At 71.4% G+C, this 21,409-nt stretch carries 18 protein-coding genes; 11 read left to right on the forward strand and 7 right to left on the reverse strand.

Annotation, left to right across the window (positions count from 1 at the left end; all coding sequences use genetic code 11):
- Window positions 1–7: 7 nt before the first annotated feature.
- The 3 genes from ON36_RS19760 to ON36_RS19770 all read left to right on the forward strand — a co-directional run bounded on the left by ON36_RS19760 (window position 8) and on the right by ON36_RS19770 (window position 1,909).
- Window positions 8–502, forward strand: coding sequence for a hypothetical protein (locus tag ON36_RS19760; RefSeq protein ID WP_043655656.1), 495 nt, complete (start codon window positions 8–10; stop codon window positions 500–502).
- 149 nt (window positions 503–651) lie between these two features.
- Window positions 652–957 (forward strand): hypothetical protein, encoded by a 306-nt coding sequence (locus tag ON36_RS19765; protein WP_052314153.1) that lies wholly within the window; start codon window positions 652–654, stop codon window positions 955–957.
- A 145-nt stretch (window positions 958–1,102) separates the two neighbouring features.
- Complete coding sequence (locus ON36_RS19770; RefSeq protein ID WP_052314154.1) at window positions 1,103–1,909, forward strand: SigB/SigF/SigG family RNA polymerase sigma factor; 807 nt, start codon at window positions 1,103–1,105, stop codon at window positions 1,907–1,909.
- A gap of 134 nt (window positions 1,910–2,043) precedes the next feature.
- Here the strand turns inward: ON36_RS19770 and ON36_RS19775 are convergent, their stop codons facing one another.
- A complete protein-coding gene (locus tag ON36_RS19775) occupies window positions 2,044–2,775 on the reverse strand; it encodes a hypothetical protein (RefSeq protein WP_245558135.1) in 732 nt (243 codons plus the stop codon).
- 270 nt (window positions 2,776–3,045) lie between these two features.
- On the opposite strand from ON36_RS19775, the gene ON36_RS33670 reads away from it, so the two are divergent.
- Window positions 3,046–4,527 (forward strand): C39 family peptidase, encoded by a 1,482-nt coding sequence (locus ON36_RS33670; protein ID WP_083885250.1) that lies wholly within the window; start codon window positions 3,046–3,048, stop codon window positions 4,525–4,527.
- Window positions 4,528–4,670: 143 nt separating this feature from the next.
- Here the strand turns inward: ON36_RS33670 and ON36_RS19790 are convergent, their stop codons facing one another.
- Complete coding sequence (locus ON36_RS19790; RefSeq protein WP_157224950.1) at window positions 4,671–4,925, reverse strand: hypothetical protein; 255 nt, start codon at window positions 4,923–4,925, stop codon at window positions 4,671–4,673.
- 359 nt (window positions 4,926–5,284) lie between these two features.
- Complete coding sequence (locus ON36_RS19795) at window positions 5,285–6,766, reverse strand: serine/threonine-protein kinase (RefSeq protein WP_043655663.1); 1,482 nt, start codon at window positions 6,764–6,766, stop codon at window positions 5,285–5,287.
- Between the two features lie 248 nt (window positions 6,767–7,014).
- Here ON36_RS19795 and ON36_RS19800 point away from each other — a divergent pair, with 248 nt between their 5' ends.
- Complete coding sequence (locus tag ON36_RS19800; protein WP_043655700.1) at window positions 7,015–8,028, forward strand: hypothetical protein; 1,014 nt, start codon at window positions 7,015–7,017, stop codon at window positions 8,026–8,028.
- On the forward strand, window positions 8,021–9,478 hold the full coding sequence (locus tag ON36_RS19805) for a hypothetical protein (protein ID WP_043655665.1): 1,458 nt from the start codon (window positions 8,021–8,023) through the stop codon (window positions 9,476–9,478). Before ON36_RS19800 ends, ON36_RS19805 begins: the two co-directional genes overlap by 8 nt.
- 20 nt (window positions 9,479–9,498) lie before the next feature.
- On the opposite strand, the gene ON36_RS19810 is transcribed toward ON36_RS19805, so the two are convergent.
- The 4 genes from ON36_RS19810 to ON36_RS19825 all read right to left on the reverse strand — a co-directional run bounded on the left by ON36_RS19810 (window position 9,499) and on the right by ON36_RS19825 (window position 18,360).
- A complete protein-coding gene (locus tag ON36_RS19810) occupies window positions 9,499–10,842 on the reverse strand; it encodes an aminotransferase class I/II-fold pyridoxal phosphate-dependent enzyme (protein ID WP_052314155.1) in 1,344 nt (447 codons plus the stop codon).
- Entirely contained in the window at window positions 10,839–17,144 is a 6,306-nt protein-coding gene (locus tag ON36_RS19815; RefSeq protein ID WP_052314156.1) for a type I polyketide synthase, read from the reverse strand. Before ON36_RS19815 ends, ON36_RS19810 begins: the two co-directional genes overlap by 4 nt.
- Window positions 17,137–17,721: an N-acetyltransferase gene (locus ON36_RS19820; RefSeq protein ID WP_083885251.1), complete on the reverse strand. Its 585-nt coding sequence runs from the start codon at window positions 17,719–17,721 to the stop codon at window positions 17,137–17,139. Before ON36_RS19820 ends, ON36_RS19815 begins: the two co-directional genes overlap by 8 nt.
- Window positions 17,722–17,961: 240 nt before the next feature.
- Window positions 17,962–18,360 (reverse strand): RidA family protein, encoded by a 399-nt coding sequence (locus ON36_RS19825; protein ID WP_043655670.1) that lies wholly within the window; start codon window positions 18,358–18,360, stop codon window positions 17,962–17,964.
- 30 nt (window positions 18,361–18,390) lie between these two features.
- On the opposite strand from ON36_RS19825, the gene ON36_RS19830 reads away from it, so the two are divergent.
- From ON36_RS19830 to ON36_RS19850, 5 genes are all read left to right on the forward strand, one after another.
- Window positions 18,391–18,984 (forward strand): CGNR zinc finger domain-containing protein, encoded by a 594-nt coding sequence (locus ON36_RS19830; protein WP_052314157.1) that lies wholly within the window; start codon window positions 18,391–18,393, stop codon window positions 18,982–18,984.
- Between the two features lie 156 nt (window positions 18,985–19,140).
- A complete protein-coding gene (locus ON36_RS19835) occupies window positions 19,141–19,371 on the forward strand; it encodes a hypothetical protein (RefSeq protein WP_043655676.1) in 231 nt (76 codons plus the stop codon).
- Between the two features lie 352 nt (window positions 19,372–19,723).
- Window positions 19,724–19,936: a hypothetical protein gene (locus tag ON36_RS19840; RefSeq protein WP_043655679.1), complete on the forward strand. Its 213-nt coding sequence runs from the start codon at window positions 19,724–19,726 to the stop codon at window positions 19,934–19,936.
- A 381-nt stretch (window positions 19,937–20,317) separates the two neighbouring features.
- Window positions 20,318–20,719, forward strand: coding sequence for a metalloregulator ArsR/SmtB family transcription factor (locus ON36_RS19845; protein WP_052314158.1), 402 nt, complete (start codon window positions 20,318–20,320; stop codon window positions 20,717–20,719).
- Window positions 20,667–21,409: DUF2071 domain-containing protein (locus ON36_RS19850; RefSeq protein ID WP_245558136.1), on the forward strand; the 743-nt coding region annotated here is incomplete at its 3' end. The genes ON36_RS19845 and ON36_RS19850, both read left to right, overlap by 53 nt.

Genomic DNA, 21,409 nt, shown 5'->3' on the forward strand with positions numbered 1-21,409 from the left:
CCGTCGCATGATCGACGAGGTCCACAAGAACATCATCCTGCGAATTCACAGCATCTACAACGCATTCTGCGAAGCGTGCCGGTCCGTGTCCGGACCGGGCGACATCGGCTGCCGCACGGTCGACTGGCGCGGGTCACAGGTTCCGCTGCGCGAACTGGCCGAGGTCGACGACACCGGCAGCGCGATCTACGTGTTCGACGGCACGACCGTCGAATGCGTCCGCCGGGCTCTGGCCGAGGCGGGCCTGCGCACGCGAACCTCGGGAAAGATGATCATGGTCGGCCCGGCAAGGACGGACATCGACGGCCTGATCACGGCTATCGACGGCCTGGCCGAGAAAGCGCGTACCGAAATCGACGCCGTCGGGCGCGAGGCCGCGCGGACGGCCGGCCGGCACGAACTGCGGCGCATCGAATGGGCCATCGAGGACCTGATCAGCACCACGGTCGACAGGATCGGCAAGGATGCGGAGCGGTGGAAGGGTCGGGTCGGCAACCCCTGACCGCTGCTCTTCGGCACTGCGATCGGTTGACCGATTCGCGTGCACCACGGTCCGTGCGAGCAACGCCCGCGTCGGGAACGACGTCGACTACGGTTGACCGGGTCCCGGACGGTCCGCGGGCCCGCCACGACGAGAGGCCCTCGACAGCGATGTGGAACACCCCCGCCGACGTCCCCGACGACAGCGCGACCTCGCACCAACTCACCCTGATGGAGACCTTCGCCGACGGCGAGATGACCCGCGCGGAGTTCGTCCGCGAGTGGCTGGCCGCGCGCCGGCTCGCCGCCGACACCGGTGAGCCGGTCCAGGGCCGGCTCGCGGCCCTGCTCGACGGTGTCACCTCCGACGTCGAGGACTATGCCGTCGAACCGGCACCGGCCGAGGCCGCCGATCCCTCCGACGATCCGCTGCGCGCCGAAGTCGACCAGGCACGGATCGACCTCACCAGCCTCTAGGCCGCCGGGAGCCGGGCGGGTCGCGGTGTTGCGGGGTGGCCACGATCTGGTCAACGGGGGTGGCTGGCGACGACGCGGCCGTGTAGGCCGGACATAGCGGCTCGAACCCGCGAGTCGCCCGGATCGGCTCATCGAGGGGTGAGACATGACCGCACGACCCAGCCACGCCGACGACACCATCGACGGATACGAACAGCTCGCACCGGTATTCACCCAGCTCGCCGCCCTCCCACCGGACAGCCGCGAGCACGCCCGGCTGCGCGAACGGATCATCACCGCGTGCCTGCCGCTGGCCGAGCACATCGCCACCCGCTACAGCGGGCGCGGGGAACCCTACGACGACCTGCTCCAGGTCGCCTCCCTCGGCGCGGTGCTGGCGGTCGACCGCTACGACGTCACCCGCGGCGTGCAGTTCCTCGGCTTCGCCGTCCCCACCATCATGGGCGAGGTCCGCCGCCACTTCCGCGACACCACCTGGGCCCTGCGGGTCACCCGCGCCGACAAGGAACTGCAGGCCAAGATGGGGAAACTCGCCGACGACCTCGCCCAACGCCTGCGGCACTCCCCCACCGTCGCCGAACTCGCCGCCGCCGCCAACATCGAACCCGCCGACGTGGTGCGGGCACGGGTCGCCGCGGAGGCCTACACCACCAACAGTCTCGACGCCCCCGTCGTCGCGGGCGCGGCCGAGGCACCCTCGATCCTGGACACGCTCGGCTACGACGAACCCTGCTACGAACTCACCGAGCGGTCCCTGGCCGCCGCCCCGGTGGTCGCGACCCTGAACGCCGAGGAACGCCAGCTGCTGCACTGGCGCTACTTCACCGGCCTGTCGCAGGAGGAGATCAGCCGCCGCCTCGGCGTCTCCCAGATGAGCGTCTCCCGCTACCTCAAACGACTCCTCGACCGGCTGCGACGCGACATCGGCCTCGACGACCTCGTCGCCGCCTGACACCGCCGGAGCCGTGTTCCGACGAAGGTCTGCGATATCGAATGTGTCTCCACACACCCTCATCCGAGGAGCCCGCGCCGATCTCCCGGTCACGTCGGCGCGGCGGTAGGGACCCGGGCCGAGCGTGGATCCGGTCAATGGGTGCTGTTGATGTGCCGGGCCGCGTGTGTGGTCCAGGTGATGTCGGTCCCGGGCATGGGCATCCCCGAATACAGCACGTGCTCGCCGTGCGGCCACGGGGTCAGGTAGCCCACGACTCCCGTGAACGCCCGCTGGAATCGCTCGAAGTTCTGCAGGGGATTGTCGGCGAACAATTGCGCGAGCTGCGCGGTGATCCGGAATCCCACATCACCGATCCGCGCGCCCTCGACGAACGAGAACGGCGCGATCCCGTCGTTGATCAAGCGCAGCGGTGAATCGGCACGGCTGGCGGTGATGATGTCGCCGGGATTGGCGTATTCCTGGATATCGATGTCGGGCCACGGGCCGTGCTCGCCGTGCAGACCGAAGGTGTCCCCCGGACAGAGATCGTGGACCGACTTGCCGCGCCTGCGCAGGGGGTTGGCGATGTTCACCGCGAACGCGATGTCGAGCGGGGTCCCGTCGGTATTGACGAATTCTCCCGACCGTACGCCTTCGAGAATGCGGCTGACGACTATGCCGCCCAGTGAATAGCCGATCAATCCACACGGCTCGGGCGATTCCTGGATCGCCGACACTCCGGCGCGGGTCCCGGCCGCGACGCTGGTTTCCAGCGAGACACCCCACCCGTCGGGCGATCCCGCCGGGCCGATGACCGCGGGCCACTCCGGTTCACGGCATCGGAACCTTCGTACATCCAGCCGACCGGTGATGTCGGCGAGCATGCCCGAGGGTGTTCCGTCGCCGCTGCGGGGCTCGCCCGTTCCACGGAAAGTGAAGACATCGATCATCGAACGGTTCCTGCCCGTGCGTCGAATGTCACGCCCAACGCACCGAGTATGCGCGCCGAACCGTCGCTGCGTCCACCGGCGAATCCGGGAACGGGTTCTCCGCACAGAGTTCGAGTAGTCGACTACGCGCGCCGCCGTTTCCGCGCGAACGCAGCATGGAGGTCGTATCCGATCGTGGAGAAGAACTGAACTGGAGGCCATGCGATGGACACACCGACACTCGCGCGGGCGATGGGCAACAGCTTGTCGCTGCAGGAGTACGAAGCGTTCACGGAGCCGTTCAACAAGGCCCTCATCTCGGCCGAGTGCACCACCGTCGACAGGGTGGCGATGTGGTGCGCGCAGATCGGCCACGAGTCCGCGGGCCTGCGGTTCATGGAAGAGATCGCCGACGGCAGCGATTACGAGGGCAGACTGGATCTCGGTAATACCGAACCCGGCGACGGCCCCCGTTTCAAAGGCCGCGGGCCCATCCAGCTGACCGGCCGGCACAACTACGGGCTGTTCAGTGCGTGGGCATTCGACCGGGGACTCGTCCCGAATCCGGACTTCTTCGTCTCGGACCCGTTCCAGGTGGCCCGTCCGGAATGGGGGTTCCTCGCGGCCTCCTACTACTGGACGGTGGCGCGGCCACAGCTCAACGAGCTGGCGGACACCGGCGACGTCGAGGGCGCGACGAGGGCGGTCAACGGCGGGACGATGCACCTGCAGGACAGAATCGACCGCTGGCACATGTGCCGCGAGCTCGGTACGGCTCTGCTCCCCGACGGAATCGCCGCGGCGCAGCCCGTGGAGAGGGTGCTCGACTACCCGCGTATCCACGTCAAGCAGGACACCGGGTTCAATTGCGGCCCCGCCTCCACCCAGACCGTGATCCTCGCCCGCACCAACGACCTGATCGTCGAGAGCGACCTCGGCCAGGAGATGGGCACCGACGAGGACGGCACCGACCACATCGGCCTCATCGGACCGGTCCTGGACAAGCACATCCCCGGCGCCGACTACAAGGTCGTGCAGATGCCCGACGACCCGCCGAGCGCGCACCAGCGGGAACAGCTGTGGGCGGACGTCACGCGCAGCATCGACAACGGCTACGGGGTGGTGGCCAACATCGTCGCCCCGCCGGGCAACTATCCCGTGGGTGTCCGGGGCTCGACGAGTCCGGAGTACCACGGCGGCACGGTCTTCCACTACATCGCGATCATGGGGTACGCCGACGACAACGGCGGCCGCGCGTTCTGGGTCGCCGATTCGGGATTCCCCCCGTTCGGCTACTGGTGCTCCTTCGCGCAGATGGCCACGCTGATCCCGCCGAAGGGCTACGCGGCCGCCACCGGTACGTCCCCGTCCGGGCGACGGACGGTCGACGACTGCGTCCTCGACGCCTGGCTGCAGCTCGTCGGCGTCGACGGCGCCGGCTGGCCGCAGCTGAACAAGCGATCGGTGGTCGACGCCCTCGCCGACATCGGCACGCACGCGGCGGTCGCGGGCATGGTGAACCCACCCGCCTCGCCGCAACCGATGCGCCTGCCCGACACCACCGTCGGCCGCGCCAACGACGTCTTCGATCAGATCCGCGGCCCGGGAGGCAACGCCTGGAATCAGCTCGGACACCGCACGATCGTCGACGCGATCGGCGCGATCGCCAGAGAACTCCACGTCCCCGGGCATTGGGGCACCCCCTGACGGCCGAGCCGGGGCGGCGTCAGGCGCCGCCCCGCACCGGCCGGACCGCGACCGTGCACCAGGCGCGGGCGATCAGCGAGCCGGCGCGGCCGCTGTCCCGGCGCGAACGCACCGGCGGCGCGCAGCGCGCTCCTGCGCCCGCGTCACCGGCTCGGCTGATGGATCGACTCGGTGAGATAGCTGATGGTCCAGCGCATCCGCTGCGTCGTGATGCGGAACATGCACGTGTAGCGCAGGCACGACAGCCGCAGGCCCGACAGCCGTAGACGCGAGTTCACCAGACCCGAGACGTAGGTGTCGAGGTCGGCCGTCGCCATCGAGTCCGGTACGTCGACCCGATCCGTCACCCATTCGGCAGCCAACGGACCCGCGTCGGCCTCGAGTCCCGATGTCGTCAACGCCTCGTCCTCGCTCCACCATGTGCCCGACCGCTCGGTGTCATCGCGCCCTCCCTCTCCCCGGCCCGCACGAGACGCGTCGACCTCGCGCGCACGACCGTCTCCCCAGACTACGCAGACAACCCGGTGGCGATCATCGCATCGTCCGGAGTGCCCGGCACCGAAACCCGTCCCGCGACATCGCCTGTCGCGCAGTCGTTCGAGAACGTCTCCGCTTCCGCCCCGGGCGGTGAGCCTTTCTCCCCAGCGGCGACCTGCGGCGCCCGGCCTCCGGGAGACCGCCCGAGATGCCGCGCCACGGCCGAAGCGCGTCCACGCCTCACCTCCGAACGACGCCGCGAACGGCCGGTGGCGCCGCGTCAGGACTTGGTGAGGACTCCGCTGATCCTGCCCAGCGCCGCGGTGGTGGCGTACACGGCGGTCCCGTCGGGAACGAGGGTGATCGTGGAGGTGGATCCGTTGTCCAGGCAGCTCGACGATCCGCCGGAAAGCCGGGCAACGAGGCGGATTTCCGACGCGCCGGCACCGGTCATCTGCTCGGTGCGTTCACAGCGGGTCGAGGTCAGCGTGTCGGTGTTCACGGCGGTGGCGACGTCGTCGCCCACCGTTCCCGCGCGGATGTCGACGGTGACGGCGTAGGCCAACAGCGGGTCGCGCGCCGTTCCGGTCCAGCGGCCGATCAATCCCGCGGGCACCGTCGCCGGACCGGGCGGCGTGGACGAGGACCGGTCCGCCGCGGAGGGCGCGTCCCGGCCGTAGAACGCTCCCGCCACCACCGCGGCCACCACGACGCCCGCCGCGGCGGCGGTGGCGAGGACGGTGCGCCACGACCGCCACCGGGCACCGGCCACCTCGCCGCTCGGCACCGGGGTCCGGTGCCCGGTGGTCGCCGCGGGCGGAGGGCCCGGCCGGATCGGCACCTGGTGCGAGGGCATCGGTTCCGGCGTCTCAGGGACCGGATCCAGTTCCAGCACGGCGGCGGTGCGCCGGCTGATCTCCTCGAGCAGCGGCACCGGCAGCCCACCGGCAGCCTGCTCCCTCCCGCACAGCGCGCGCAGGCGGGCGGACAGGTCGACGGCCCGCGGCCGTTGTTCGGGATCCTTCGCGGCGCACGCGGCCAGGATCGGCCGCAGCGGCTCGGGCACCCCGGCGAGATCGAGAGGCTCGTAGACGATCCGGAAGGCCACCTGTGCCACGTCTCCGCGCCCGTAGGGCGCACGGCCGGTCGCGGCGTGGACGAGGATCCCCGCGAGGGCGAAGACGTCGCTACCCGGTCCCACGGCCTCGCCGCTCACCTGCTCGGGACTCATGAACGCCGGCGTGCCGAGCACGCCGCCGGTGACCGTCAACGCCGTGTCGTCGATGCTGCGGGCGATGCCGAAGTCGATCACCCGGGGACCGCCGATGCCGAGGATCACGTTGGCGGGCTTCAGGTCTCGATGCACCACGCCCGCGGCATGGATGCCGGACAGGGCCGCGGCGAGGCCCGTGGCCAGTCTCAGCAGCGCCGGTTCCCCCAGGGGTCCGTACCCGGCGATCGCCTCGCCGAGCGGCACCCCGGCGATGTAGCCCGTCGCCAGCCACGGCACCGCGGCCTCGGGATCGGCGTCGAGGACCGGCGCGGTGTACTCCCCGCGCACCCGCCGGGCCGCCGCGACCTCCCGGCGGAACCGGCGCCGGAACTCCTCGTCGGCGAGCTCGGGCCGGATCACTTTGATCGCGACCGCCCGTCCGCCGGCCGTGCGACCCAGATACACGCGCCCCATACCGCCCGCGCCCAGTACGCCGAGCAGGCGATAGTGGCCGATTCGGCGCGGGTCCGACGGACCGAGACCTTCCATCCCCACCCCCGGGTACTACTCGACGCCCTTGCCCGACAGCACGATACCGGCGAACGCGGACGTTCACCACCGGCCCGGCTCCGCCCACCCGCAGAACCAGCCACTCCCGCACCACCGCGCACCTCGGAACCGAGGCCGTTGTCCGCGCCGACACCCCGACGGAACACGGCGCACGTCTACGCCGATCCGCTCCCCGCGGCGCACGTGGTCGGCTACATTGTTGAGCCGCAATGATCTTGGAGGGGGCGATGGTGGAAAAGCTCGACACGGACAAGGCCGAACCGGGCGTCGGCGGCGTGCGGGAAGGCTTCGGTCGGACCGTCGACGGCCTCGGCAGGGCGGCACGGTCGGCGTCGACGCAGTTCGCCGGACAAGTCGGCGGCGTGAAGGACGCGGCGAGGGGCCGGGTCGAGAAGCTGACCGCGAAGCAGCCGGATCCCTATGAACTGGCCGTGGCGGAATACAACGCCGCCTTCACCGCCATGGCCGACAGGGGGCTGTCCCTGTTGCGTCAGCGCGAACGCTCCACGGACCTGATCGAGCTGGTCGAGCAGTTGGTGAACAGTATCGCCAATACCCCGAAATCGTTCGATACCGACTTCGACGAGATCGAGGTGCACAGGAAACGCTTCGCCGACACCGAGGAATTCGCGCAGAACGAACTGGACGCGGCGCGGTTGTCGGCAGCGGGCGCGGGTGCCGGATTCGCGGCGGGGACCGCGGTGGCCGGACTCGCCCCGTCGGCGGCGATCTGGGTCGCGACAACGTTCGGGACGGCGTCGACCGGCACGGCGATCTCGACGCTGTCGGGCGCGGCGGCCAGCCAGGCAGCACTGGCGTGGCTGGGCGGTGGTGCGCTGGCCGCCGGTGGCGGTGGCACCGCGGCGGGCACCACGCTGCTCGCCCTGGCGGGCCCGATCGGCTGGACCATCGCGGGAGCGACCCTGCTCGCCTCGATCGCACTGTTCGCGAAGAAGAAGTTCGAGAACCGGGAAGCGAAGAACGAAGCGCTGACGGCGATCAAGCGGAACACCGCCCTCGTCGCCGGCATGGACGCCCAGATCGATGATCTCGTCCGGCGGACGACCTCGCTCCGCGAACAGCTGGTGCACAGCTACGGCGCCAACCTGGCTCACTTCCGCGCCGACTTCCGGACGCTCGGCCCCGCCGAGCGGTCGGCGCTGGCCGCACTGGTGAACAACACCAAGGCGTGCGCGGCCCTGCTGAGCACGCGGATAGAACAGGCCCCCAGGGATGAGTGACACGGCCGAGTTCGTCACCGGCATCCAGGAACAGGCCGTCGGCTCGTGGGTGAACTATCTCAATCAGCTCCGCATCGATACCCTCCTCAGCACACTCGACCGGCAGGACACACACCTTCGGGACGCGCTGACCAGCGTCGACGAGGCGGTCAGGAAGATCGACCTCGAGGTGGTCGCGACCAACCGCGGCGGCCTGCACGGCATGCACGGCTTCATCGCCGAGATCGCCGAGGTCGGTATCGGCAACGCCCGAGGGCAGGTCCTCGGCCACGAGCCCGCCTACCGGTGGGTGAACGACAACGGCCCGGTCGATCTGCTGCGCGGAACCGTCGAGATCCAACAGAAGTTCGTCGCGGCGGGCGGCCGCTACTCCCTGGGCGCGATCGCCGAGCACCTCCGGAAGTATCCCGAGTACGTGCGCAACGGCGGGCGATACCAGATCCCGCGCGACCACTTCGAGATGATCCAGCGACTGCGCGCATTGTCGCCCGAGGAAGCGAACAAGCTCGCACGCACCGGCGAGGGACCCTCACTGCGGGACTGGCAGCGGGTGCAGGTGTTCTTTCGCGACAACTCGGTCGACCTCGAGGCGCTCGAACCGTCGGCGCTGGAATACCACGAGGTACAACGCGACGCCTACGCCTCGACCATGGCCGCCGAAAGGGAATCGCTGCACGCCACCGATCGCGCACTACGCGACGATGCCTACCACCGCAGCCGTCCGACACTCCAGGAGGGGACTGCCGCAGCGGTCAACGCCGCCGCGACCGCTGCCGGGACCGCCTTCGTGCTTGCCGTGATCGCCAAACGGCGGGAAGGCAAGAAGCTCAACGCGTTCAGTGGTGAGGACTGGCTCGACATCGCGGGCGACACCGGGGCAGGATTCGGCAAGGGCGCCGTCCGGGGATCGAGCATCTACGCGCTGACGAACTTCACCGCGACGTCCGCAGCCGTCGCGAGCTCGATCGTCACCACCTCGTTCAGCATCGCCGAACAGGCGAACAAACTCCGCCGCAACGAGATCGGCGAACTCGAGTTCATCGAGACCGCCGAACTCATCGCACTGGAAGCCGCGGTGCGAGCGCTGTCCTCGTTCATCGGCCAGGCGACCATCCCGGTCCCCATCCTCGGCGCGGTCATCGGCACCACGATCGGCACGGTGATGTACAAAGCCGTCGCCTCGTCGTTGACGAAGCGCGAGGCCGCGTTGATCGAGCGCTACCTCGCCGAACAGCGTGCGCTCGACGAGCACCTCGCCACCGAGTATCAGGCGCTACTGGAACAGCTGGACCGGAGCATGTCCGACTATCTCGGGCTGCTCGAACGAGCCTTCTCCGCCGATGTGCGGGTCGCACTCGCCGGATCCGTGGAGTTGGCGAGAGAACTCGGCGTGCGCGCCGAGGAGATTCTGGACTCCGAGGACGAGATCGACGCCTTCTTCCTGGACTGAGCGCGGGCACCGGAACACCGTCACCCGGGTGCCGGTAGCGTCGCCGCGAGGGCGACGGATTCGGCGACGGCGTCGGCGGTGGCGTGGAGGTGGTCGGTGGTGTGTTCGGCGGTGAGGAAGAAGCGCAGCCGTTCGCTGCCGACCGGGACGGCCGGGGCGGTGATCGAGCCCGCGTAGATGCCCTGCTGGAGCAGCCGGGCCGCCACGAAACCGGCCCGGAATTCCTCGGGGACGATCACCGGGCAGATCGGCGTGCCCTGGGAGACTCCCAGGTCCAGGCCCCGGTCGAGCAGGAGTGTGCGGAAGGTCCCGGCGTTGGCCCACAGGCGGGTCAGGCGTTCGGGCTCGGCGTCGAGGACGTCGAGCGCGGCGAGCGCGGCGCCGATGGTCGAGGGCGCGGGTCCGCCGCTCAGCATCGCGACGCCGGGCGCGGCGACCTTCATCGCCGCGATCAGGTCGGCGTCACCGGCGACGAAGCCGCCGCAGCTGCCGAGCGCCTTGGACAGGGTGCCCATCCAGATGTCGACCGCGTCGCCCGCCAGCCCGAAGTGTTCGCGGATGCCGTGCCCGCGCTCGCCGAACACCCCGAGCGAATGGGCTTCGTCGACCATCACGGCGCAGTCGAACTCGCGCGCCACGGCCGCGATCTCCGGGAGCGCGCCGACGGTGCCGTCCATGCTGTAGTGGCCTTCGATCACGACGAGGGCGCGGTCGAATTCGGCGCGCGCGGTCCGCAGCACCGCGCGCAGCGACTCGGGATCGTTGTGGCGGAAGGTGCGCTGCCGCGCCCCCGACCACCGCACGCCCGAGATCACGCTGCGATGGATCAGCGAATCGCACACGGCGACATCGCCTTCGCGCAGCAGGAAGCCGATCACCCCGGCGTTGGTGAGGTAGCCGCTGGTGGACACGAGGGCGTCGGCGACGTCGTACATGCTGGCGAGGCGTTGTTCGAGTTCGGTGTAGAGCGGGATCTCGCCGGCGATGATGCGCGACGCCGACGCGGAGGCGCCGTAGGTGTCGAGCGCGTCCTTGGCGCCCTGCACCACCTTGGGATGGTTGCTCAGCCCGAGATAGTTGTACGCACCGAAGTTCACCAGTTCCCGGCCCTGCCAGCGGATGACGCTGTCGTTGGCGCTCTCGCGGAGCAGGAAGACCGGGTTCGGCATGCCGAACCGATCGTGGATCTCGGCGATCGCCGCGCGCTTGGTCGCCATGGCCGCCACCTCGGGGTGGTCGGCGAACTGGCGACCGGGCCCGCGCCGGGGACGCCGGACCGGCGGCGGCGGGGAGGCCGGGCGTGCGGGGGCGCCCGCGGTGTCGTCGAGCAGCCTGCGCGCCAGGTCCCTGGCCGACTCGCTCACACCCGCACCTCCACGATCGCCTCGGCCACGCGCGCGCCGGCCTGCTCGAGACTGAACGACCGGCCCATCTGCAGGCTCAGCAGGTCGACGCCGAGCGATTTCGACACCAGCGCACCGAATTCCACCGCCATCAGCGAGTCGAGGCCGAGTTCGGGCACCGGGACCGCGAGGTCGATGGAGTCTGCCGCGACACCCATCACCTTCGCCAGCTGTTCGGCGAGCATGTAACCGACGACCTCCGCGCGCTTGTCCTCGTCGAGTTCGGCGAGCTGGGCACGCAACCGGCTCGCGGCCGAATCGTCCTGGACCGCGGCGGCGATCATGGACTCGAGGCGGCCGGTCTTGCCGAAGAACGGCGCGGTGGCGTCCACCTTGGCCCAGTCGATCGGGATGATCGAGGCCTGCGTGACGCCCAGGCGCAGCGCCTGCTCGAGGTAGCGGGTGCCCTCGTCCATGTCGAGCGGATCGAAACCGGTGGTGCGCAGGTAGCGGGCGATGTTCTCGTCGGCGGCGGCCATCCCGCCACCCGACATGTGTCCCCACCCGACCGCGAGCGCCACCCCGCCGGCGCGGACGACCGCCTGCGCGGCCGCGTGCAGCACGGAATTGGCCGCGGTGTAGGCGAACTGGCCGACGGCGCCGAACATCGCCGAGCCCGAGGAGTACAGCACGAAGTGGTCGAGGCGCACGCCCGCCGCCTCGAGGCCCGAGCGCAGCGCGCGCACGCCGTCCACCTTCGGGCGATACACCCGGGCCAGGCTCTCCCGGTCCATCACCGTCACCCGCCGGTCGTCGATCACGCCCGCGGTGTGGAAGACCCCCCGCAGCGGATGCTCGGCGCTGTCGGCGCGGGCGATCACCGCGCCGACTGCCGCGGCGTCGGTGACGTCGACCAGTTCGCTGACGACGGTGACGCCCTGCTGCCGCCATGCCGCGAGCTGCGCGACCGCGGCCTCGGTGGTCGGCCCGCCGCGCCCGAGTAGGGTCAGGTGACGCGCGCCGCGGCCGACCAGCCAGCGTCCGGTGGCCAGGCCGAAGGCACCGAAGCCGCCGGTGACGAGGTAGTTGGCCGACTCCTCCACCCGCACGCGCGGGAGTTCCGGGCGGACGGTGGGTTCGGCGTCGGTCAGATCGAGCGCGACCCGCCCGGTCCCGGTCGAGCGGGCGACCGCTTCGAAGGCCGCGCCGACCTCGGCGGTGGGGTAGGCGGTGAACGGCAGCGCCCGGTAGGTGCCGTCGTCGAGCCGGGCGTTGATGCCGCGCACCAGGTCGAGCACCCGGTCGCGCCGCACGCGGGCCATCCGGTCGAGGTCGAAGGAATAGTAGGCGACGTTCTTGTCGAAGGCCGACAGTTCCAGCACCCCACCGGCGTAGATGTCGGCCTTGCCGATCTCGACGATGCGGCCGAATTCGGCGACCATCGTGAAGTTCTGGCGTTGCAGTTCGCCCGGCGCGGTGCTGAGGATGACGTCGACGCCGCGACCGCCGGTGAGCGCGAGCACCTCGTCGACGAGGGTGAGCGACCGCGACCCGAGCGCGTGGTCGGCACCCTCGGCCCGCACCAGCGCGCGGCGCTGCTCGGTGCTCGCCGTGCCGATCACGACCGCGCCGTGCAGTTTCGCGATCTGCACCGCCGCGGTGCCGACGCCGCCCGCCGCGCCGTGGATCAGCACGGTTTCCCCCGGCCGGATCCGTGCCAGCTCGAGCAGGGAGTGTTCGGCGGTGGCGAACGCGGTTCCGCTGGTGCAGCGGCCGGGGTCGGTGCCGGGGCGCACGCGGGCGACGAGCGCGGCCTCGGTGGTGTGGAAGCGGGTGATCATGCCCTTGGAGGTCACGGTCACCTCGTCGCCGGCCTCGACATCGGTCACACCGTCGCCCACGCGGACCACGGTCGCGGCGCCTTCCATGCCCGGCACGGTGCCGAAGTAGGTCGGCGCGAGCTCCCGCTCCCCCAGCACTCCGATCACTTTCAGCGCGTCCTTGTAGTTCAGGCCGATCGCGTGCATGCGCAGTTCGACCTCGCCCGGACCGGGCGCACGGCGCGCGCACCGGCGCCAGCCCAGCCGCGCGAAGGACCGCGACCGGGGCAGTTCCAGCGCGAAGTTCGCCTCCGGATCGGTGAGCGGCACCGCGGTGTCGAGCTCGTCGAGGTGCTGCGGGAGGGTGCGGTCGACGACGGTGACCCAGCGCAGGCCGTCTCGCAGGATCACCTCGTCGGCGCGGTCACCGGTGAACGCGCCGGGCACGGCGAGCTCGGCGGCCAGTTCGGCGTCGGTGACGCGGTCGTCGACGTCGACCAGCCGCCACCGCAGCCGGGACTGTTCGTTGAGCAGCACGCGGCGCCCGCCCGCGATCGCGGCCTGGGTGAGCGAGGGCGGGGTGGGGTCGGCCGGGTGGCTATAGGCGCGGGCGGTGACGACGGTCGCGTGCAGCGAGCCGTCTCCGGTCATCGGCACGTCGAGCCCGAGTTCGTCCACCCGGGCGGTGAGGAAGCCCTCCAGGGTGGCGGCGACGCGGCGCAGGGTCCACAGCGTGCCGACGTCGCCGTCGGGCGAGTCGCCGGGGACGACGCAGACGTGGACGCGCGTGACGCCCTCGGTGGTGAACAGTTCGGCAAGGCGGGCGGTGAGACCGGCTTCGATGTCGGCGTCGTCGAGTGTGACGACCGCGGCCCCGGCGGCGCTCCCGCAGACGGCCTTGTGCACCCGCTCCACGCGGTCCCCGAGGTCGGTGCCGTAGCCGAGGACCAGCGTGGCCAGCCCGTCGGTGCCGGGCAGCGCCGCGAGGTCGATCGGGTCGCGCGTCTCCCAGCGTTCCTCGTAGAAGAAGTCCGTCATCCGCTGGAGCGGTCCCGCGCCGGGGGTGAGCGAAGCGAAGCGCACGCCCCGCAGCTGGAGGCAGGCGACCCCGCCGGGTCCGAGCAGGTCGATGTCGGCGGTGTCGCCGCTCAGGCGGGTCACCACGGTGACCTCGGGCGGCAGTGCCGACAACCGGCGCACCGAGCGCACCTCGACGGGGACCAGCGCCGTCTCGGCGCCGCGTCCGGCGAGCAGGGCCGCCACGGTCTGCAACGCGGCGTCGACGACCGCGGGATGAGCCAGATGTTCTCCGCCGCGGGCGATCTCGCCGTCCACCCGCGCGACGACCGTGTCGGGCGACAGCCGCAGGGCCTCGATCCGCCGGAAGGCCGGGCCGTACGCGAGCCCGGCGGCCGCGAGCCCGGTGTAGAAGTCGGCCGGTTCGATCGGGGACGTGGCCGTGCGGTCGGGAACCTCGACGACGATCGGCGCGTACGAGCCCTCCACGACGCGGCCGGTCGCGTGCACGGTCCAGACCGAGCCCGCGGCGCCCCGCGAACGGATGGTGAAGCGTCGCGTCGAGACCTCCAGGTGGAGTTCGACGATCGGCGCGTCACCGCCGTCCAGGGCAAGGGGCGCGACGAATCGCACGTCCTCGAGCCCCACCTGCTCGGCCTCGGCCCGCTCGGCGGCGGCGGCGAGCGCCGCCTCGAGGTACCCCGCGCCCGGCATGATCGCGGAACCGCCGACGACGTGGTCGGTGAGCCAGGGCAGGGCGGCGGTCGACAGGTTCAGCCGCCAGGTGCTCACCGCGTCGGGGTGCCGGTCGCCGAGCAGCGGGTGGGAACCGGGGTTGCCGTGGCGCGAGGTCCGCAGCTCGGGTAGCTCGGACCGCAGCACCGAGCGCTGCCAGGGGTATCGCGGCAGGTCGACGTGCGGTGTCGGCCCGGTCGTCGCGGCGAACAGCGCGTCGATGTCGAGCGCGCCCGCGGCGTAGAGGTCGACCAGCACCTGACGCAGGCTGTGCGCGTCGGACTGCTTGCGGTGCAGGGTGGCCACGGTCGTGCCCGTCTCGCCCGCGCCGAGGAGGATCTCCCGGATGTTGGCACCGAGCACCGGATGCGGACCCACCTCGAGGAACACCCGGTGCCCGGCCTGCACCAGCAGGGTCGCCGCCGCCGCGAAACGCACCGGCCTGCGCACATTGGCGCACCAGTACTCGGCGTCCCAGTCGGCGCCGGAGACCGGTTCGCCGGTGACGCTGGAATACAGCGGCAGGCGCGGTTCGGCGACGGTGATCCCGGCGAGGGCGGTGCGCAGCTCGTCGAGGATCGGGTCCATCAGGGCGCTGTGATAGGGCACCTCCACCTGCAGTCGTCGCGCGAACACGCCCCGTTCGGCGAGTTCTCCGGCGAGGGCGTCGAGGCGGTCGACCGCACCGGCCAGGGTGACCGCCGACGGGCTGTTGATCGCGGCGATGTCGACGGCGTCCTCGGCGGCGACCAGTTCGGCCGCGGCGTCGGGACCGAGACCGACCGCGAGCATGCCACCGGTGCCCGCCGTGGTGGCCTGCAGGCGCGAGCGGTGATAGGCGACCAGCACGGCGTCGCGCAGCGACAGCATGCCCGCCAGATGGGCGGCGGCGACCTCGCCGACGCTGTGGCCGACGACCGCCGCAGGCTCGACACCGCGCTCGCGCAGTGCCGCGAACAGCGCCACCTGCACCAGGAAGTTGGCGGGTTGGGCGACGGCGGTGGTGGTCACGGCCGACTCGTCTTCCGGCCGCAGCAGTTCCTCGATGATCGACCAGCCGGCGACCGCGCGGAACTCCTCGTCGACCCGGGCCGCAGCGTCGGCGAAAGTGCCTTCGGTCGTGAGGAGTTCGCGCGCCATGCCCCACCACTGCGGGCCCATGCCGGTGCAGACGAACACCGGCTCGGGTGCGCGCCTGGCGACCGTCGACCCGACCCGGCCCGACCCCGTCGCCAGGTCGATCAGGCCCTGCACCAGGGCGGTGTCGTCACCGAACGCCACCCCGGCGCGGACGGGATGATGCCTGCGCCGCCGCCACGCCGCCTCGGCGAGCCGGTGCGGATCGGCACCGTCGGCGATCCGTTCGGCGAACCCACGGGCCAGTTCCCGCACGGCCGCCTCGGAGCGCCCGGACAGCGGCAGCACGCCGAAGTGCACCGGCGTCCGCGCGGTCGGCGCGGCCGGCCGGTACTCCTGCAGGATCGCGTGCGCGTTCGTCCCGCCGTAGCCGAACCCGTTGACCGCCACCGCCATCCGGTCGATGCCCGGATCGGCCGGTTCGGCCTCGGTGAGCACGCGGATCCCCCAGTCCTCGAACGGGATGTCGGGGTTGGGTGTCTCGAGCCAGCCCTGCGGTGGCAGCGTGCGGTGGCGGATCGCCAGCGCGGACTTGATGATGCCCGCGACGCCGGAGGCGGCCTCGGTGTGGCCGAGCGTCGCCTTGAGCGACCCGACACCGAGCCGATCCGGGCGACCCGTCGGCGCGCCGTAGGCGCGGCCGATCGCCCGCAGTTCGATCGGATCGCCGACGGGGGTGCCGGTGCCGTGCGCCTCGACGTAGGTGACCTCGCGCGCGGCGAGGCCCGAGCGGCGGAGCACGGTGCGAGCCAGTTCCTCCTGGGCGTGGGCGCTGGGCACGGTGATCGCCGTGGTCCGCCCGTCCTGATTGGCCCCGGTGGCCTTGACCACCGCGTAGATCCGGTCGCCGTCGCGCTCGGCGTCGGCCAGCTTCTTGAGCACGACCACGCCGGCGCCCTCGCCGCGGCCGTAGCCGTCCGCGGCGGCGTCGAAGGGCTTGCTGCGTCCGTCGGTGGCCAGGAAGCCGCCCTTGCACATCGTGACGAACGTTTCCGGCTGCGTCATCACGTTCACCCCGCCCGCGATCGCCACCTCGCAGTCGCCGCCGGCGATGGCCGAGCAGGCCAGGTGCAGGGCGACCAGCGACGACGAGCACGCCGTGTCGACGGTGACCGCGGGTCCCTTCAGGTCCAGCGCGTAGGCCAGCCGGTTCGACAGCATCGTGTACGACGCGCCGACAGCGGTGTGCAGGTCGACGTGCGGCAGCGCCACCCCGGTCGACACCACCATCTGGTCGAGGGTGAACGCGCCCACGTACACCCCGAGCGAGGAATCCGGGCTGCGCCCGGCGACCCCCGCGTCGTCGAGCGCTTCCCACGCGACCTCGAGCATCAATCGCTGCTGCGGGTCCATGCTGGTCGCCTCGCGCGGGGAGATGCCGAAGAACTCCGGGTCGAACGCCCACGGGTCGCCGGTCATGAACGCGGCGCGCTTGGTGTACATGCGGCCGGGGGCGCGCCGGTCGGCGTCGTAGTAGCGCCGCCAGTCCCAGCGGTCCGCCGGTATCTCGCGGACCCCGTCCCGCTTGTGCAGCACGAAGTCCCAGAACGACTCCGGCGAGTCGATGCCACCCGCGTAGCGGCAGCCGATGCCGACGATGGCGATGTCAGTCACGTGATTCCTCTGGGTCGAGCGGCCGCGGGCGGCGAAGGATGATGGCGAGTTCCGGCCCGGACGCACCGAGCCGGACGGATCCGACGCGCTCGTTACCCAGCGCCTCGTAGTAGCCGACGTTGCCGTCTTTGCACAGGCCGCAGATCGGCACGGCTTCCCGGTCGGCCCTCGCGGCGAACGACGCGTACAGCGCCCGGCCCACGCCGCGACGCTGGAGGCCGGGCTCGACACCGAGGTAGACGTGGAAGAAGTGCGGCTCGGCGGGCGCGGCGCGATCCATGGCCGCGTCGACGTCGATCCCGCGCCGCACCGCGGGCCCCATCGCGACGAGCAGTTCAGGGCCCGCGAGCATTTCCCGTGGCCCACCGGGACGGTAACCGGCCGGATACCACAGCAGCACGCCGACGACCCGGCCGTCGAGTTCCGCCACCTCCGCGCCGCCCACGGGCAGGAAGCGGTGCCGGATCATGGCGCGCAGCATGCGCGGGGCGCGACGGTCCCGGACGGTTTCGTCCGGGAAGATGTGCTCGTCGATCGGGTCGTCGCGGGCGAAGGCGGCGGCGAGCACTTGCACCATGGAGCCCAGGTCCGCCCGTATCGCCGGGCGGATCAGAAGACCCGCTGCTGAATTCAATTCTGTCTACCTCATCGATCCGCTGTTCCGCCGGGCGGAAACCGTTCCGGCGGAAAGCCGTTCGTTAGGCTATCTCAACAGCTGTGTAGCACAACGAAATTCGTACGACTGGTCGGTTCATGACAGGTCACCACGCGTCAAGGGTCACTGACGCGCGGCCGGGCGACCGCACCCGGCGACGGGTCAGCGGACCGCCGCCACGGCCTCGATCTCGATGAGCGCCCCCTCGACCGCGAGACCGGACACGAACGCGAAGGTGATCGCGGGCGGATTCGGCATCGGCCCCCACGCGGCACCGAAGGCGGCGAAACCTTCCTGGAGGCTCTCCCCCTCCTTGATCAGCAGGTTCCACTTGACCACGTCGCCGGGTCCGGCACCGGCCGCTTCCAGGCAGGCGCGCAGATTGGCGAGGGCCTGCCGGACCTGCGCGGCCAGGTCCGCCCCGACGACGCGGCCCGTGCCGTCGACGCCGTTCTGACCGCCGATGAAGACCAGATCCGCGCCGGCGGGGATCCGGACCACCTGGGAGAAGGCCGGGTTGGTGTGCAGGGACTCGGGATTGAGGTAGGTCGCGATTGCCATGCGATCAACGTAACCGGTTAAACTGGTGTCATGCAAGAGCGAAAATCCCTCCCGCCCGCGATGCGCCGTCGCTTTCGCACCGGGCGCGCCTGCCTCGACCTCGTCCACACCGGCGGCGAGGGCGAGCACGCGGCCTGGGAGATCGTGCACACCGCCACGGACCTGGCCCACTGGCTCGGCGTCATCCTGGAGCTGCCGGAGGTGACGGCCGAGGACGCCGACCTCGCCGCGTTCCGCACGCTGCGCGCGGCGCTGTCCCGCGCGGCGTTCGGCGCCGCCGACGGCAATCCCCCGGATCCCGCCGACATCGCGGCCGTCAACGCCGCCGCCGCGGTACCACCGCTCGTCCCCCGGCTCGGCGTCGACGGCACGCGCACCTACCCCTCGCCCACCGCGCGCGCGGCACTGTCGACCCTGGCCCGTGACGCCGTCGACCTGTTCTCGGGTCCCCTCGCCACCCGCATTCGCGTGTGCGCGTCCGACACCTGTGGGCTGCTGTTCGTCGACGCGTCACGGCCGGGTCGGCGCCGCTGGTGCTCCATGGACCGATGCGGCAACCTCGCCAAGGTTCGCGCCTACCGCGACGCACAGGCGGCCGACACGACCGCGCCGCGCCGCGCCTGAGACCCCGGAGCGAGGCGGCGCCGCCGCGACCCGTGTGCACCGCATCCGCCGACGGGGTGATTCACCCGCGCGGCAACGGGTATGCGGGCGCCGATACGAGGGACACCGCCGGACCGTTCGGATGTCCCTGTCGGCCATCCCGATTCGGAGACCGCCATGGAGCACCTGTTCCGCACCGCCACCACCGTGCCCTTCGCCGCCGCCGCGCCCGGCCTGCCCGCCCCCGACGACCGCCTGGTCGTCGGGTTGCGCGATCACCGGCTGCGGGCGCTCCTCGTCACCGCCGCCGGGCTCTCGGCCCAGAACCAGCTGCGTCTGGGCGCGGTCGCGGAGACGCTGCGCGAGACCGAGGGCCTGCATCGGCCACAGCACACCGCCGACCTCTGAACATCGCCGGGCTCGTCGCGGAGTCGCGGGCAGCGCACGCAGGCAGCCGCTTCTCGCGGCCCGCGTCGTCGCCGCGACAGGCACGCACCGAGCCTCGCCGAGGCCCGCGCAGCCGGCACCGGGAGGGATCGACCGCGCCGGCTGCTCGGCTGAACCGGCACGCTCTGGGCCCCGCATGCACCCGGGCGTATGCGCGACCTGGGAGGGGTCTACCCGTCCGGCCGCGCACCCAATCGCGGGCCGACGCTTCCGCGCGAAATCGCTGTCGAGCGGCGCCCGGGCCGGGCAGTAGTGCACCGGACACGGAAGAGTCGCGCAGGGGGCGGACATGTCGGACCTCCGACGTAGCCTCATGGTCGGTCCATCGAGGAGGGGCAGCGCCACGGCCGATTTTCGGATCACCGCGGGATACGCCGGCGACAAGACCATCGAGGCACACCACTTCGAAGTGGTCGGGTCGTTGATCATCTTCTACAGCGGCGCGGAAACCCGGTCGGCGGACGCGATGTACGCGATCCCCCTCGACAAGGTGATCACGGTCGAGAAGGTCAGCGCCGAGAACTGACGCCGGGCCGCGCGTCCGCACCGGCGCGGCGCGCACCGTGGGACACGGCGAGGCCCCGGCTCGGGTGAACCGGGGCCTCGCTCGTCTTCGGATGGGGTCGACGCCCGACAAGCGCCTCTCGGCGAGTGGTCGCTCGAAGCGACGAAGGGGGTGCGGCCCGGGGCTGCCCGGACGCCGACAGTTCGGTTCAACCGGCGCACACGTCCGAAGATTCCCCGCGTCGATTGTGATCCCCGCCGCCGGCCACGCCCGCCTCGACCGGGCGGAGGGACCCGACCCCGGACGGGGCGTCGCGATCGAGCCGGTGCCGGCGAGTGCTCCGCGGGCCGCGGAGACATTCATCGATCTTTCGCTATTTAGCTACAGTGCTAAACTGCGAACATGACCGAACTCGCCCCTGACGAGGAAGCCGGTGTGTTCCGCGCGCTGGCCGACTCGACGCGTCGGCAGATCCTCGAGGACCTGCGGTCCGGCGAGCTGACCGCGGGCGAGATCGCCGCGAGGTTTCCGATCAGCGGTCCGTCGATCTCCCGGCATCTGGGCGTCCTGAAGGCGGCCGGGCTCGTCCGGGAGCGACGAGTCGCCAACCGGGTCTACTACTCCCTCGTCGAGGAACGCCTGGCGTTGTCGGTCGGCAGGTTCCTCAGCGCGATCTGCCCCGAGCAGGTCGTCATCAGGCAGCGCAGGCTGCGCAGCACGAAGACAGGGGCTCCGGATGAGACCGCCGCGGATGACCAGCGTCGTCGAACGACGACTCCTCGTGAACTACCGGGTCGACCCTGATTTCGCCGCCGGCCTGGTGCCGTCGCCGCTGCGACCTCAGCTGGTCGACGGCTGGGCGGTCGCCGGTATCTGCCTGATCCGTCTCGGCGCGTTCCGGCCCCGACGGCTGCCCTCCTGGGTCGGCCTGCGCAGCGAGAACGCGGCCCATCGCGTCGCGGTCGAGTGGGACGGCCCGCGGGGCCGCTCGACCGGGGTGTACATCGCGCGGCGCGACAGCGGCTCGCCGGTCAATGTCCTCGCCGGTGGCCGGCTCTTCCCGGGTGAGCACTCCGCGGCGCGGTTCGACGTGCGGGAGACCACGCGGGACCTGCACGTGAGCTTCGCGGGCCGTGACGAGACGGTCGCCGCGAGCGTGGACGTCCGCACCGCCGAGAAGTTCGAGGGCAGTGAGCTGTTCGCCGATCTGGCCCAGGCCTCGGAGTTCTTCCGGCGCGGGTCGGTGGGATTCTCGGCCACCCGCGGCGGCCGGTACCTCGACGGGCTGGAGCTCCGGACGGACGCCTGGCACGTCGAACCGGTCGAGGTCCGCTCGGCACGGTCCACGGTGTTCGACGACCGCGACCGGTTCCCGCCGGGCACCGCGATCCTCGACTGCGCGTTGCTCATGCGCCAGGTCCCGGTCGACTGGCGGCCGATCCCGCCGCTGCCGCTCGCTCCCGGCTCCACCCCCGTGGGGACCGGCCGACCCGA

Source organism: Nocardia thailandica NBRC 100428 (assembly GCF_000308795.1).
In the GTDB taxonomy this organism is placed as follows: Bacteria; Actinomycetota; Actinomycetes; order Mycobacteriales; family Mycobacteriaceae; genus Nocardia; species Nocardia thailandica.